We start from the raw sequence: 14,874 nt of genomic DNA, 5'->3' as shown, positions 1-14,874 counted from the left end.
CCTTGGCCAAGATTCTCGTGGTTACATCCGGCAAGGGTGGTGTGGGTAAGACCACCACCAGCGCCGCTATCGGTACCGGCCTCGCTCTGCGCGGCCACAAAACAGTGATCGTCGACTTCGACGTGGGCCTGCGTAACCTCGACCTGATCATGGGTTGCGAGCGTCGCGTGGTGTATGACTTCGTCAACGTGGTCAACGGCGAAGCCAACCTGCAGCAGGCGCTGATCAAAGACAAGCGTCTGGAAAACCTCTACGTGCTGGCCGCCAGCCAGACCCGTGACAAAGACGCGCTGACCCAGGAAGGCGTGGAAAAAGTCCTGATGCAGTTGAAGGAAGACTTCGACTTCGTGGTCTGCGACTCCCCGGCGGGCATCGAGAAAGGTGCGCACCTGGCCATGTACTTCGCCGACGAAGCGATCATCGTGACCAACCCGGAAGTGTCCTCGGTACGAGATTCGGACCGCATGCTGGGCCTGCTGGCCAGCAAATCGCGTCGTGCCGAACTCGGCGAAGAGCCGATCAAGGAACACCTCCTGCTGACCCGTTACAACCCGCAGCGCGTCAGCGATGGCGAGATGCTCGGCGTCGAAGACGTGAAGGAAATTCTGGCCGTGACCCTGCTGGGCGTCATCCCTGAGTCGCAGGCGGTCCTGAAGGCTTCCAACTCGGGCGTCCCGGTGATTCTCGACGACCAGAGCGATGCCGGTCAGGCGTACAGCGATGCCGTTGATCGTCTGCTGGGCAAAGAAAAAGAACATCGTTTCCTCGATGTTACGAAGAAGGGATTCTTCGAGCGCCTGTTTGGAGGTAGGTAATGAACCTTTTTGACTTCTTTCGTGCCAACAAAAAGCCAAGTACCGCCTCGGTAGCGAAAGAGCGTCTACAGATCATCGTGGCGCATGAGCGCGGCCAGCGCAGCACGCCGGATTACCTGCCAGCCTTGCAGAAGGAACTGGTCGACGTGATCCGCAAATACGTCAACATCGGCAACGACGACGTACATGTTGCACTGGAAAGCCAGGGCAGTTGCTCGATTCTGGAACTCAACATCACCCTGCCCGATCGCTGAGTCGATCCGGCAGTCGCTACGGCGGCTCAGATCCCTGAAGCCTCTGTAGGAGCTGCCGAAGGCTGCGATCTTTTGATCTTGTTTCTGAACATCAAAAGATCGCAGCCTTCGGCAGCTCCTACAAGGGCATTGGGGTTTCTGAGCCGCCGTTGGCATTTGTTACGAGGCTGTTTTAATGCCGTTGTCCAACATCCGCATCATTCATCAGGACGCCGCCGTGCTGGTGGTCGACAAACCGACGTTGCTGCTCTCGGTGCCCGGTCGTGCCGACGACAACAAGGACTGCCTGATCACCCGCCTGCAGGAAAACGGCTACCCGGAAGCGCGCATTGTCCATCGTCTGGACTGGGAAACCTCCGGCATCATTCTGTTGGCCCGCGACGCCGACACCCACCGCGAACTGTCGCGGCAGTTTCACGATCGTGAAACCGAGAAAGCCTACACCGCCCTCGCCTGGGGCCAGCCGGAACTGGACAGCGGCAGCATCGACCTGCCCCTGCGCTACGATCCGCCGACCAAACCGCGGCACGTGGTCGACCACGAATTCGGCAAACACGCGCTGACCTTCTGGCGCGTACTTGAACGCTGCGGCGACTGGTGCCGCGTCGAACTGACGCCGATTACCGGGCGCTCGCACCAGTTGCGTGTGCACATGCTGTCCATCGGTCACCCGCTGCTGGGCGACGGCCTCTACGCCCACGAACAGGCCCTGGCCGCCTGGCCACGCCTGTGCCTGCACGCGAGCATGCTGAGCTTCACCCACCCGCAAACCGGCGAGCGTTTGCGCTTCGAGTGCCCGGCACCGTTTTAAGCGTTGCCTGAGCGGCAGCGCGTTTTTTGTACAAGGATTTTGTTTTCGGATGAGTTGTATTGATTCCCTGGTAACCCCCCTCACGAAAGTTCGTCACCAACTGCTTTACCTGATTTACGGCAATCAGGATGTGTACCGGCGTGAAGCCAAGTTCAGCATCCTGACCGCGCTGTCCCAAGCCAAAAACGGCGAGCGTCCGGCCATCAGGATTCTCACCGACCGCCCCGAAGACTACGCCGGCTGGCCGGTCGACACGGTGTTGCTGGACGACGCGACCCTGACCCGCTGGCAAGGCACCCACGGCTATCACCATCGTCGCAAGGCCTGCGCCATCGCCGCCGGCATGCAGTGGGCGGAGAAGACCCTGTTCGTCGACACCGATACCCTGTTCACCCGCCACCCGGGCCAACTGTTCAAATTCATCGAGCCGAACCGCTCGGTGATGGATCGCTTCGAGTACGACTGGAAAGATGTGCACCGGCGTCCCGACTATCAAAAGCTTGGCCGCGACCTGCGCAGTCACGGCGTGACGCAGGATAACGGTTTCAAGCTCTACAACAGCGGTCTGTGCGGCGTGACTGACAGTGATTCGGCGCTGTTCGAAGAGTCGATTCAGCTGATCGATGAATGGACCCTCGGCGGCTTCGAAATCCACACCATCGAGCAAATCGCCCTGTCGTACGCCATGCGCAATCGTCAGGTGGTTGAAGCGCGCAAGCACGTCTATCACTACTTCGCGGAAAAACGTTTCTTCCACGCGATGCAGACGTATTTCTTCTCCCAGCATGGTGAACACTTCAGCCAGCGTCTGGTGGATCTGTGCAGCGATGTGCCACGGGTCAAACCGTTTCCATCGGCTTTTCAGCGCCTGAAAATCAAATGGAAGCTGCGTCATCAGAACGGCGCGTTGCGCAAGGTCGGCCGTGATCTGCTGTACGGCAGTGCTGCGCCGGAAGATCCGTACTACAGCGCCTGCCGACACGAATGGTGGGAATGTGCCTCGCGGGAGATTCTGCGTTGGGACGAAAGCCGGCAGAAAAAACTGCTGAGCCAGAAGCCCTGGCCGCAGCAGCTGCCGCGCCCGGACAAACCGGAAGACGAAAAAGTCATCATGAGCTACCTGAAAAAGCGCGTAGCCGCCGCCCGCTGAACACCACCATCCTGTAGGAGCTGCGGCACGCTGCGATCTTTTGATTCTGTTCGTTGAAATCAAAATCAAAAGATCGCAGCGTGCCGCAGCTCCTACAGGAATCCGCTCCGGATTCAATTCCCCGGCCGATGCGTTAAACTCCCGCCCATTGCTGTCTGGAGCTTCTTATGCGCGAAGAGTTGAACCAAGGCCTGATCGACTTCCTCAAGGCCTCCCCTACCCCGTTCCACGCCACCGCCAGCCTTGTTCAGCGTCTGGAGGCCGCCGGTTACGTGCGCCTCGACGAGCGCGAGCCATGGACCACCGAGGCCAACGGCCGCTACTACGTCACCCGCAACGACTCCTCGATTGTCGCGATCAAAATGGGCCGCAACTCGCCGCTGCACGACGGTATCCGCCTGGTCGGCGCCCATACCGACAGCCCTTGCCTGCGGGTCAAACCGCAACCGGAACTGCAACGCCAGGGCTTCTGGCAACTGGGCGTTGAAGTCTACGGCGGCGCGCTGCTGGCGCCGTGGTTCGACCGTGATCTGTCGCTGGCCGGTCGCGTCACCTTCCGTCGCGACGGCAAGGTCGAAAGCCAGTTGATCGACTTCAAGGCACCGATCGCGATCATTCCCAACCTGGCCATTCACCTCAACCGTGAAGCCAATCAGGGCTGGGCGATCAACGCACAGACCGAGCTGCCACCAATCCTCGCGCAGTTCGCCGGTGACGAACGTGTCGACTTCCGCGCCGTCCTCACCGATCAATTGGCCCGCGAACATGGCCTGAACGCCGACGTGGTGCTGGATTACGAGCTGAGCTTCTACGACACCCAAAGCGCGGCAATCATCGGCCTGCACGGCGATTTCATCGCCGGTGCGCGCCTCGACAACCTGCTGTCCTGCTACGCCGGCCTGCAAGCCTTGCTCAACGCCGACACCGAAGAAACCTGCGTGCTGGTGTGCAACGACCACGAAGAAGTCGGCTCCTGCTCGGCTTGCGGCGCCGATGGCCCGATGCTCGAACAGACCCTGCGTCGCCTGCTGCCGGAGGGTGACGAGTTCGTCCGCACCATCCAGAAATCGCTGCTGGTCTCGGCCGACAACGCCCACGGCGTGCACCCGAACTACGCCGAGAAGCACGACGCCAACCACGGCCCGAAACTCAACGCCGGCCCGGTGATCAAGGTCAACAGCAACCAGCGCTACGCCACCAATAGCGAAACTGCCGGATTCTTCCGCCACCTGTGCATGGCCGAAGAAGTGCCGGTGCAAAGCTTCGTGGTGCGCAGCGACATGGGTTGCGGCTCGACCATCGGCCCGATCACCGCCAGCCACCTGGGCGTGCGCACCGTCGACATCGGCCTGCCGACCTTCGCCATGCACTCGATCCGCGAACTGTGCGGCAGCCACGACCTGGCGCACCTGGTCAAAGTGCTGAGCGCGTTCTACGCCAGCCGCGAGTTACCGTAAGCTCATCGCAACCCCCTGTAGGAGCTGCCGCAGGCTGCGATCTTTTGATCTTGCTTTTGAATTGCAAACCCAGGATCAAAAGATCGCAGCCTGCGGCAGCTCCTGCAGGTCGAAAGCGACCTAGACTTAAATCATCCCCTATGACAAGGCAGTCTCCATGATCTCGATGTCCTCCTTCCACGCCATGCTCGTCCCGATCCTGTCCGGGATGATCCTGCTCGCCATCGGCTTCAACTTCCGCGACAAGAACGCCGGTGTCTTCGCCATGTGGATCGGCATGCTGATGATCCTGGCCACCGTGGTCTACAAAATCCTCGCCAAACTCAACGAATAAATCGGCGCCCGGCTCGCATTGATTCTGGCTGCCTCGTACACTCGCTCAATTCGCCCCTTTGCGAGGTTGACCGCCTAGTGTTCGCTCGTCTGTTTGCTCTGCCCTGCTTGTTCCTTGTCTGCCTGATGACGCTGCTGCCACTGGCCCCTGCCCACGCGGTCGGCTTGCCGGGGCTGCTCAACTCCACCAAGGCGCAGCCCGAGGCGCAGGAGCCGCTGGGCCAGTCGCTGGATGAAGTCATCAAGTCGCTGGAAAACGACAAGCAGCGCGCGCAGTTGCTGAGCGATCTGAAAAAGCTGCGTGACGCCACAAAGAAAGCCCAAGCCTCGCCGGAAGAAGGCGTGCTGGGCCTGATCGGCGGCACCTTGGCGAGTTTCGAGAAGCAGTTCTCCGGTGACGACAGCCCGCTGACCCGCTGGTCCGACGAGTTCGATCTGGCCCGAGACGAACTCGATAACCTGATGCTGCCGGCCAGCGAATGGCTGCCGATCATCTTCGCCTTTGCCGTGATTCTGATGGTCTGGAGCCTGCTCGCCGCCGCACTGATCTGGCTCGGCCACCGGGTGCGCATGCGTTTCGGCCTGACCGAAGAACTGCCGCAGCACCCCAAGGCCCTCGACATGCTGCGCTTCGCCCTGCGCAAGCTCGGGCCGTGGCTGATTGCGTTGGTCATCACTGTTTACATGAGCTACGCGCTGCCCTCCTCGTTGGGCAAAAGCCTGGCGATGGTGCTGGCTTATGCATTGGTGGTCGGCACCTGTTTCTCGGCGATCTGCGTGATCGCGTTTTCCCTGCTCGACGGCCCGCACCGGCACCGGGCGCTGTACATCCTGCGGCATCAGGCGTTCCGCCCTTTGTGGCTGATTGGCAGCTTCGCCGCATTCGGTGAAGCGCTGAGTGACCCGCGCCTGGTCGAAGGCCTTGGCGTGCACCTGGCGCACACCACCGCGACCATCACCAATGTCCTCGCGGCGCTGTTCACCGGGCTGTTCATCCTGCGCTTCCGCCGGCCGATCGCCCATCTGATCCGCAATCAGCCGTTGTCCCGCCGCCTGACCCGCCGCGCCCTCAGCGACACCATCGATATCCTCGGCACCTTCTGGTACGTGCCGGCGCTGGTGCTGGTCGGGATCTCGCTGTTTGCCACTTTCGTCTCCGCCGGCGACACCAGCACCGCCCTGCGCCAGTCGCTGATCTGCACGGTGTTGCTGGTGATGTGCATGGTGATCAACGGTCTCGTGCGCCGTCACTCGCTCAAACCGCAGCGCGGGCCGAAGCGCCATGCGTTGTACTCCGAGCGCCTGAAAAGCTTCTTCTACACCCTCGCCCACCTACTGGTGTGGCTGACCTTCATCGAGCTCGGCCTGCGCGTGTGGGGCAAATCGCTGATCGGTTTCGCCGAGGGCGAAGGGCATGACGTCAGCGTCAAACTGTTCAGCCTGATCGGCACGCTGATTTTCTCCTGGCTGATCTGGATCCTCGCCGACACCGCCGTGCATCACGCCCTCACCCGCTCGCGCAAAGGCCTGGCCAACGCCCGCGCACAGACGATGATGCCGCTGATCCGCAACGTGCTGTTCGTGGCGATTTTCATCATTGCGCTGATCGTCGCTTTGGCGAACATGGGCATGAACGTCACGCCGTTGCTGGCCGGTGCCGGTGTCATCGGTCTGGCCATCGGTTTTGGTGCGCAGTCACTGGTGGCGGATTTGATCACCGGTCTGTTCATCATCATCGAAGACTCCCTGGCGATCGACGATTACGTAGACGTCGGCGGCCACCTCGGCACCGTCGAAGGCCTGACGATCCGCACCGTGCGCCTGCGCGACATCGATGGCATCGTTCACACCATTCCGTTCAGCGAAATCAAAAGCATCAAGAACTACTCCCGGGAATTCGGCTACGCGATCTTCCGGGTGGCCGTGCCGTACAACATGGAAATCGACGACGCGATCAAACTGATGCGCGAAGTCGGTCAGAAAATGCGCACCGACCCGCTGCAGCGGCGCAATATCTGGTCGCCGCTGGAGATCCAGGGTGTGGAAAGTTTCGAGTCCGGCAGCGCGATTCTGCGAGCGCGATTCAAGACTGCGCCGATCAAACAATGGGAAGTTTCCCGGGCCTTCAACCTGTCGCTCAAACGTCACCTGGATGAGGCAGGACTGGATCTGGCGACGCCGCGGATGAGTGTGCAGGTGATCACGCCGGGCACGGAGCGCAAGAAGGACGACTAAGTCTTGGTGAGCCCCCTATCGGCAGGTTGCGCCAATAGGGGACCGTGCTTACTGGTCTTTGAAACCAGGTTTGCCGTGGGCGGCCCGCCACCGTTTTACTTCCGCCACGATGTTTTCCGGACCACTTTTGCCCGGTTCCGGGTAATAGAATAAATCGGAACGGGCTGGATGCTCGCTCAGTCGTTCAAACTCCATAACCGCTGAGGTGTGCCCCTTTTCAGTCGCGTAATCCGATTGACATATCTTTTGTACAAAATGCAAAAATTGTTCTTCGGACATATCACTGATCATTAACTTTTTCATTACTCGACTCCCTTATGAATTGCCAAATGCTGCTTTATAGTTAGCACGAGCAGATTATTCATCTGATACAACCCCTCCATTTCTGGACGGGCTCGACCTGGCAACACTACGCATGAGTGTGATCGCACCGAACGCTGAGTACAAAAAGGAAAACTGATCCAGCCTCCCCTATTGGAAGTCAACGCCAATACGGGAGGGGGTATTTCTATTGGTCTTTGAAGCCGGGCTTGCCGTGAGCGGCCCGCCATTTTTTTACCGTTTCAAGAATACCTTCGGGACTGTCATTATCTTCCGCACTTGGATAATAAATAACGCCGCTACGTTCAGGATGCTCGGACGCTTTTTCGAACTGTTCGACAAGTTTCATATGAGCCTTATCACTTGGAGACCTCATAAAACATATATCCCTGAGTAATTCAAAAAACTCGAACTCGGTAAAATCTTCAAATTTACGGTACATGGTCAAATTTCTCCTGCACGAGAGTGCGTTTGATAATGATGCCTCGGCGTTAGCACCTTCAAATTATCCAAGTCGAATATCTCTCCCCCATTTTTTATATATTCCACATGATGCAATTCAAAAACTTTATTACCCCCCAATTGCTCGGAGGGGATAGTGAATGTTGATTTACCTGGAGCTAGGCGCGCTCGATTGTTCGCCGCAAATTATCCATTTCACGCAAACACCCACTATTTCTGGACGAAGCCGGGCCGGATTTGGCAACGCCACGGATGAGCGTGCAGGTAATTACGCCGGGCACGGAGCGCAAGAAGGACGATTAAGTCTTGGTGAGCCCCCTATCGGCGGGTTGCGCCAATAGGGGGCTGTGCTTACTGGTCTTTGAAACCAGGTTTACCGTTAGCGGAGCGCCATTTCTTCACCTCGATTACAACTTTCTCAGGCCCATCCTTACCTTCTTCCGGGTAGTAGATCAAATCTGAGCCAGAAGGGTGCTCAACCAGCCGACTAAACTCAAGAATGGCGGCAATTTGCTGTTTTTCTGTACGAAACCCTGAGTTATAGATTTTTCTGACAAACTCAAGAAAATTTTCTTCACTCATTTCCTGTATCGATTTCACATCAAAGCCCTTTATGAATTTCAATATGCGCCTTAGGGGTGACAATACTTATATTGTCGGCATTATATAAATCCCCACCCTCTGCCAACCCCAACTTATGATGCAGTTCGTACTTCACTCTTGCTCCCACAAAATCACTCTCCCTTACTATCGGAGCTTTCCCTTTTTTCATTTCGCTTAAACTCGCTGCATTAAACAACTCAGCTAACCTTTCCTCGTGAAAAACTGCCTTCCACAATCTCTCTCTAAAAGCTCTGAAGCTTTTGAACTGCCTTCCTCTCAACTTCTCAGCGATCTCCGATGGAATCGCCGCCCCCTCACCTTGCGCAGCCGCTTCAAGCCATCGACCCACAACCGGCTCCCCATAACCATTGGCCACTCCCGGATCATTCCGGCGATCCCGGAACATGACGTACTGCGGTGGCAGCCCCGATTCCGGCGGGAAGACGAGAATGAAGTCGTCGAAGTGAATGTTGCCCGGGACGGGATAGGTATCGATCCGCCCTTCAATCGGGACGAGATTGCCACCGAAGTATCGTGGTGGAGCTGACTCCTCGGCGGGCGACTGCGTTGAACTGTCGGTCGGCGCAATTATTGGCGTCCAGACCACAGTTGTTGGCGGTCGGTCAGTGAGCGTGGTTCCGTAAGTGTTATCCCCGGGGTTATAGCCCGCTGCAATCACCCGCACACCGGAAGGAAGTCTTTTGCCGCCTACCGGAACAACGAGCAGTTCCGCCAGATTGCCTGCCAATGGCCGGGGGCTTAAACGTACGGGTAAATCCACCAAGGCCCTTTCGCTTGCCAGCCTGTGCAGATCCGGCAGAGGCCCGGATAGCAGGTCCGACAACGGATGGCTGAGCAAGAAGCGCTCGGGCAACTCACCATTGCCCAATGTCGGTGAGTAGATGAACGCACTCACACCCACCATCAGGCCCGACGCCGTTCCTGCAGTCAGTCCAGCCAAGCGCCCAACCGCCGAACGAATGGCGGCCGCTGATCCCGCCATCAGGTTGTCAGCAATGGCCACCGCGCCACGGGATGTCGCAAAGACCAACTGGGCATTGGCGACATTGCCCTGTAGGCGCAGGGGCATGCCATGACTCAGACTTGGTCGCTGGTCTTCAAGCGAGCGATTGGCCTGTTCGACTTCTTGCAGTCGGCGCTTTTCCTCTGCGAGCCTGTGTGCTTCAGCTTCCGCCTCAAGTGCTGCCCGTTCCTCGGCGAGCTTTTGCTCCCGGGCTTGCGCCGCCAAACGGGCTTGCTCTTCTGCCAGTCGCTTGACTTCATTGGCGGCGGCAATACGCGCTAACTCTTCCGCCATCCGGCGCGCTTGATCCTGTGCTGCACGGACCTGTTCCTGAGCAAGCTGCCGGGCGTGTTCCGCCGCCAATCGCGCCTGCTCCTGGGCAATTCGCTCGGCCTCTTGCGCTTGTACTACCGCGATCATGCCCCTGACCGTGACAGACTGCGTGTTCAACAAGGCGATACCGTCAACCAGCAATTTGGCATTGAATAGCGAACTGTAGGCTTGCCGGGCGGATACGTTCGCATCGCGTCGATTGATCTGCGGTAGCCGTCCTCCGTTGAAAAATATTTCAACCTGGGCATGACCAAATCGCGTGACAGCGATATCTCTTGCCGAAAGTAGGGCAATAAACTTCCGGGTGATCAACGCATCCCGAAATTGCATTTCGCGCATCAGCGATTCCAGTGCAGGCAGCACACGGGAGTCGCCCTCGGCCCTTACTTGTGCAAGTTCAACCTCAATGACTTGCGCAATACTTTCTGAAACCGCCTTAAAGGCGATCTCCATATCCAGAATTTCTACCAGCGGAGCAAAATCAATATTCGGCCCCGAGCCATTACCCGTTCCTAAATAGTGTAAATACTCATCTTTTTTATCCGGGCGCACCACGGTAGGCGGCAGCGTTATTCCATTACGCGACATTTTTACTCTCCATAAAATTTATCCAACTTCCCACCAGGAAACTTCAGCGCTCGAAAGCAGTTCCCGGCGCCTGGAGAAACTTATGGAAATAAATGCGGCGGGGTGCGGTACATATTTATCCTATGGGGCTTTTCTGTCATGCCAGACCCAACTGATAAAGCCGTAGGACGTTTCCTTAGTTGATTTTTTGTGTCGTCAACTTAATGGAAAACCTCAGTTCCAGAGATCGAACTGGTCTACGGCGTTGCACTAACCCGCTATGCTTTTGTCCCACTCAGGGAAGCCAGAAAAACAATAACCATGGAGAAATCCGATGCAGCTGACACGCATTGCCCAGACCGTTCTGCTCACTCTGCTGGCCGGCACCGCCAGCGCCGCCACCCTGGACAGCACCCGCGAACAGATCGCCACCCAAGCCAAGGCACTTGAACCGCAACTGCTGGAAACCCGCCGCGACATTCACGCCCACCCGGAACTGGGCAACACCGAAACACGCACCGCGGAACTGGTCGCCAAACAGCTCAAGGCCATGGGCCTGGAAGTCAAAACCAATGTCGCCCGCACCGGCGTGGTCGCCATCCTCAAAGGCGCGCTGCCCGGCCCGACCGTGGCCCTGCGCGCCGACATGGACGCATTGCCGGTCAAGGAAGTCGCCGACCTGCCCTTCGCCTCGAAAGCCAAAGGCACTTATCTGGGCAAAGAAGTCGACGTGATGCACGCCTGCGGCCACGACGCCCACACCGCGATCCTGCTGAGCACGGCGAAAATTCTCACAGGCTTGCGCGACACTCTGCCGGGCACCGTGGTGTTCTACTTCCAGCCCGCCGAAGAAGGCCCCAGCGACTTCATCCCCGACGGTAAAAACACCTGGGGCGCGAAAATGATGGTCGAAGAAGGCGTGATGAAATCACCGAAACCCGACGCCGTGTTCGGCCTGCACGTCTGGGCCGGCGTCTCCGCCGGCCAGATCGCCTATCGCCCGGGCCCAACCCTGGCCAGCTCCGACGACCTGCGTATCAAAATCCTCGGCAAACAGACCCACGCCGGTCGCCCCTGGGACGGCATCGACCCGATTACCGTCGGCGCGCAAACTATCGTCGGCCTGCAAACCGTGGTCAGCCGCCGCACCGACATTTCGTCCTACCCGTCGGTGGTCAGCATCGGCACCATCAACGGCGGCACCCGCTACAACATCATTCCCGAGTCCGTGGACATGAGCGGCACCATCCGCTCCTACGACTACGGCATCCGCCAGAAACTGCACAGCGACGTTCGCCAGACCATCGAAAAAATTGCCGAAAGCGGCGGCGCGAAAGCCGACGTGACCATCATCGAAAAATACGACCCTACGATCAACAACCCGGCACTGACGGAAAAAATGCTGCCGACGTTGAAGTGGGCGGCGAAGGATGACGTGGTGAACGCACCGCTGGTGGGCGGCGCGGAAGACTTCTCGTTCTTTGCCAAGGAAGTGCCCGGGCTATTTGTGTTTCTGGGGGTGACGCCACGGGATCAGGACATGAGCAAGGCGGCGCCGAATCATAATCCGGGGTTCTTTGTGGATGAGTCGGCGCTGGTGGTGGGCGTACGCACACTGGCCTCACTGGCAACAGACTACCTCTACACCAACACCCACTGACCTGTAGGAGCTGACGAGTGCAACGAGGCTGCGATCTTTTAGTCTGCTGACGATCAAGATCAAAAGATCGCAGCCTTCGGCAGCTCCTACAGGGCGGGGTGTATCAGAAGGTGGTTGGCAGCTCGCAGGCTGCCATCGCTGACTACACCAACACCGACCAGCCTGTAGGAGCTGACGAGTGCAACGAGGCTGCGATCTTTTAGTCTGCTCACGATCAAGATCAAAAGATCGCAGCCTTCGGCAGCTCCTACACAGGATGAGCGTTAGCTCGGCTGCAGCTCTTGATCTTGCCGTGCCGGCCCCTTCGGCAGGCTGAGTGGAGGGGTTCATCCGGGGGTTGGGAGCGCAGCGACCGTTCGACGAAGTCGAACACATCGAGAGGAGGTGCAGCGAAGCAAACCGGAGGCGATGCCCCCGGATGAATCCCGCAACGAAGGAACCCGAGCCTAAGCGAGGGCCGTACGCCGGGGCCAAGACCTTTGGTTACTTTGGGGCGTTTGCCAAAGTGACTCGCCGTAAGGGCGAAACCCTAAGCAGCCGTTACCGCAGCAACGGATATTCACCCAAAACCCCAAGAACCTGGTCGGCTCAACGGCCGCCAAGGTCAAACAACATCAACCCCAACATGAATCGCATCATGTCGCCAAAACTCCAGATCACAATCAATCAACCGCTCATGCTGATCATAATTGACCCGAGCAATCCTCAATCCCGGACTCCCGACAGAAACCCGCAAAGCCGCCGCCGCGTCCACCGACAATGACGTCGGCACAATCTCGAACCGCACCCGCCCGTAGTGCAAATCGTAATGCCGCGCATACAACTCGGTCATCGACTGATTCAAATCAAACTCGAGAATCCCCGGAAAATATTGCGGATTCAGATAATGCTCCACATACAACACCAGCCGCCCGTCAATACGCCGCGACCGACAAATCTGAATCACGCTCGACAAGGCAGGCAACTGCAACAACGCACACACAGCCGCCGACGCCGGCTGCAACCGCGCCGAAATCACCTCGGTCGAAGGCACCCGCCCCTGCGCACTGACCATGGCGTGAAAGTGACTGCGCTGCATCAGGTTGTAGGCCAGACGTGGCGGCGAAACGAACCAGCCACGACGCTCCTCGCGATAAATCTGCCCCTGCGCCTCCAGTTGCAACAACGCCTCGCGCACCGTAATCCGCGTGGTGCCGAACAACTCACTGAGCTTGCGCTCGGCCGGCAACTTGCTCCCGGGCGAAAGCAGTCCGTGATCAAGTTGCTCTTGCAACACCTGGCCGATGGCTGTCACCGCTTTTGTTGCCTCATCGCGCATCAACGTTACCTATCTGGACTAGACCAGCACTGTTTCGGGGCAAAAACCGCACGGCCTGCAAGCCGTTTGCATGTATTGCAAGCCTAGGCAGTGCAGATGACCGAGAGATGACAAACCCGCCCGACGGTCGCCTTCATGACTTGCAATACATCGGCCAAGTCCCTTGCCAGCCGGGGCTTTGGCATTGGTCTACGCTTACCGGGCAAACGCCAGAACCGGGCAAATAAAGGCCCTGTCGGGCGACCGCCGACATCAAAGTGTCATCCAGCCCCCTTAAATTGGCTCAGGTATTGCTGACCTAGACCAACACAAACCGCAATCGCAGCGTTGAACACGACCAAGGAGCTTCGGAATGAAACAGCTTTTCCTGGCAACACTGTTAGGCTCGACCATTGCAATGTGCACCTCGGCCATGGCCGCCGGCACCGATCTGAAAACCCTCGAAGCCGCTGCGAAAGCGGAAGGCGCCGTCAACAGCGTCGGCATGCCCGATGACTGGGCCAACTGGAAAGGCACCTGGGAAGACCTGGCGAAAACCTACGGCCTGAAACACATCGACACCGACATGAGCTCGGCCCAGGAAATCGCCAAGTTCGCCGCTGAAAAAGACAACGCCACCGCCGACATCGGCGACGTCGGCGCGGCGTTCGGCCCGATCGCAGTCAAGCAAGGCGTGGTGCAACCGTACAAGCCAAGCACCTGGGATCAGGTCCCGGACTGGGCCAAGGACAAGGACGGCAACTGGGCACTGGCCTACACCGGCACCATCGCCTTCATCGTCAACAAGAAGCTGCTGCACGGCTCCGAAGTACCGACCAAATGGGCTGACCTCAAGGGCGGCAAATACAAGGTTTCCATCGGTGACGTGAGCACCGCCGCGCAAGCCGCCAACGGTGTACTGGCCGCAGCCCTGGCCAACGGTGGCGACGAGAAGAACATCCAGCCGGCCCTGCTGCTGTTTGCAGACATCGCCAAGCAGGGTCGCCTGTCGATGGCCAACCCGACCATCGCCACCATGGAAAAAGGCGAGATCGAAGTCGGCGTGGTCTGGGACTTCAACGGCCTGAGCTACAAGGCCAAGATGGCCAACCCGGATGACTACGTGGTGCTGATCCCGTCCGACGGATCGGTGATTTCCGGCTACACCACCATCATCAACAAGTACGCGAAAAACCCGAACGCCGCCAAGCTGACCCGCGAATACATCTTCAGCGACGCCGGCCAGACCAACCTCGCTCGCGGCAACGCCCGTCCGATCCGTGCCGATCACCTGCAACTGCCGGAAGACGTGAAAGCCAAGCTGCTGCCCAACGAGCAGTACAAGAAGGTCACGCCGATCAAGGACGCCGACGCTTGGGAAAAAACCTCCAAGGCCCTGCCACAGAAGTGGAACGAAGAAGTCATCGTAGAGATGAAGTAATCCTTCATCTGTAGGAGCTGCCGCAGGCTGCGATCTTTTGATCTGGTTTTTAGAATCAAAATCAAAAGATCGCAGCCTGCGGCAGCTCCTACATGGGTTGGTTCCAGTTTA

The 14,874-nt window shown here is 58.3% G+C and carries 15 protein-coding genes; 9 read left to right on the top strand and 6 right to left on the bottom strand.

Translation table 11 applies throughout. The features are described 5' to 3' along the window. Window positions 1–2 precede the first annotated feature (2 nt). From minD to DBR18_RS00630, 7 genes are all read left to right on the top strand, one after another. Window positions 3–815: a septum site-determining protein MinD gene (minD, locus tag DBR18_RS00660; protein WP_007960626.1), complete on the top strand. Its 813-nt coding sequence runs from the start codon at window positions 3–5 to the stop codon at window positions 813–815. After that, window positions 815–1,069, top strand: coding sequence for a cell division topological specificity factor MinE (gene minE / locus DBR18_RS00655; protein ID WP_003223146.1), 255 nt, complete (start codon window positions 815–817; stop codon window positions 1,067–1,069). The genes minD and minE overlap by 1 nt, the downstream gene beginning before the upstream one ends. A gap of 175 nt (window positions 1,070–1,244) precedes the next feature. After that, a complete protein-coding gene (locus DBR18_RS00650) occupies window positions 1,245–1,880 on the top strand; it encodes an RluA family pseudouridine synthase (RefSeq protein WP_007960625.1) in 636 nt (211 codons plus the stop codon). Window positions 1,881–1,929: 49 nt separating this feature from the next. Next, entirely contained in the window at window positions 1,930–3,030 is a 1,101-nt protein-coding gene (locus DBR18_RS00645) for a hypothetical protein (protein WP_108588884.1), read from the top strand. Between the two features lie 167 nt (window positions 3,031–3,197). Further along, window positions 3,198–4,487, top strand: a complete 1,290-nt coding sequence (locus DBR18_RS00640; protein ID WP_108588883.1) for a M18 family aminopeptidase — start codon at window positions 3,198–3,200, stop codon at window positions 4,485–4,487. Window positions 4,488–4,644: 157 nt separating this feature from the next. Beyond that, a complete protein-coding gene (locus tag DBR18_RS28325; RefSeq protein ID WP_177327380.1) occupies window positions 4,645–4,821 on the top strand; it encodes a hypothetical protein in 177 nt (58 codons plus the stop codon). Window positions 4,822–4,898: 77 nt separating this feature from the next. Further along, window positions 4,899–7,055 carry a mechanosensitive ion channel family protein gene (locus DBR18_RS00630; RefSeq protein ID WP_108588882.1) on the top strand — a complete coding sequence of 719 codons (2,157 nt, stop codon included), beginning with the start codon at window positions 4,899–4,901 and terminating at the stop codon, window positions 7,053–7,055. Window positions 7,056–7,103: 48 nt separating this feature from the next. Here DBR18_RS00630 and DBR18_RS00625 read toward each other — a convergent pair whose 3' ends face one another. From DBR18_RS00625 to DBR18_RS00610, 5 genes are all read right to left on the bottom strand, one after another. Beyond that, a complete protein-coding gene (locus tag DBR18_RS00625; protein WP_003223133.1) occupies window positions 7,104–7,358 on the bottom strand; it encodes a bacteriocin immunity protein in 255 nt (84 codons plus the stop codon). Between the two features lie 205 nt (window positions 7,359–7,563). Beyond that, entirely contained in the window at window positions 7,564–7,818 is a 255-nt protein-coding gene (locus DBR18_RS00620) for a bacteriocin immunity protein (RefSeq protein WP_108588881.1), read from the bottom strand. 2 nt (window positions 7,819–7,820) lie between these two features. Then, complete coding sequence (locus DBR18_RS30185) at window positions 7,821–7,973, bottom strand: HNH endonuclease signature motif containing protein (RefSeq protein ID WP_371921056.1); 153 nt, start codon at window positions 7,971–7,973, stop codon at window positions 7,821–7,823. 216 nt (window positions 7,974–8,189) lie between these two features. Continuing rightward, entirely contained in the window at window positions 8,190–8,420 is a 231-nt protein-coding gene (locus DBR18_RS00615) for a bacteriocin immunity protein (protein WP_108588880.1), read from the bottom strand. 19 nt (window positions 8,421–8,439) lie between these two features. Continuing rightward, window positions 8,440–10,386, bottom strand: a complete 1,947-nt coding sequence (locus DBR18_RS00610) for an S-type pyocin domain-containing protein (RefSeq protein ID WP_108588879.1) — start codon at window positions 10,384–10,386, stop codon at window positions 8,440–8,442. A gap of 313 nt (window positions 10,387–10,699) precedes the next feature. On the opposite strand from DBR18_RS00610, the gene DBR18_RS00605 reads away from it, so the two are divergent. Further along, a complete protein-coding gene (locus DBR18_RS00605) occupies window positions 10,700–12,025 on the top strand; it encodes an amidohydrolase (RefSeq protein WP_108588878.1) in 1,326 nt (441 codons plus the stop codon). Between the two features lie 604 nt (window positions 12,026–12,629). On the opposite strand, the gene DBR18_RS00600 is transcribed toward DBR18_RS00605, so the two are convergent. Further along, complete coding sequence (locus tag DBR18_RS00600; protein ID WP_108588877.1) at window positions 12,630–13,343, bottom strand: UTRA domain-containing protein; 714 nt, start codon at window positions 13,341–13,343, stop codon at window positions 12,630–12,632. Between the two features lie 352 nt (window positions 13,344–13,695). Between DBR18_RS00600 and DBR18_RS00595 the strand changes: the two genes are divergently transcribed. Further along, window positions 13,696–14,763, top strand: a complete 1,068-nt coding sequence (locus DBR18_RS00595; protein ID WP_003223128.1) for an ABC transporter substrate-binding protein — start codon at window positions 13,696–13,698, stop codon at window positions 14,761–14,763. The last annotated feature ends 111 nt before the right edge of the window (window positions 14,764–14,874 follow it).

It is taken from the genome of Pseudomonas sp. HMWF021 (assembly GCF_003061005.1).
Classification (GTDB): domain Bacteria; phylum Pseudomonadota; class Gammaproteobacteria; order Pseudomonadales; family Pseudomonadaceae; genus Aquipseudomonas.
The sequence above is the reverse complement of the archived record's forward strand: the minus strand, read 5'-3'. Positions and strand labels throughout refer to the sequence as shown.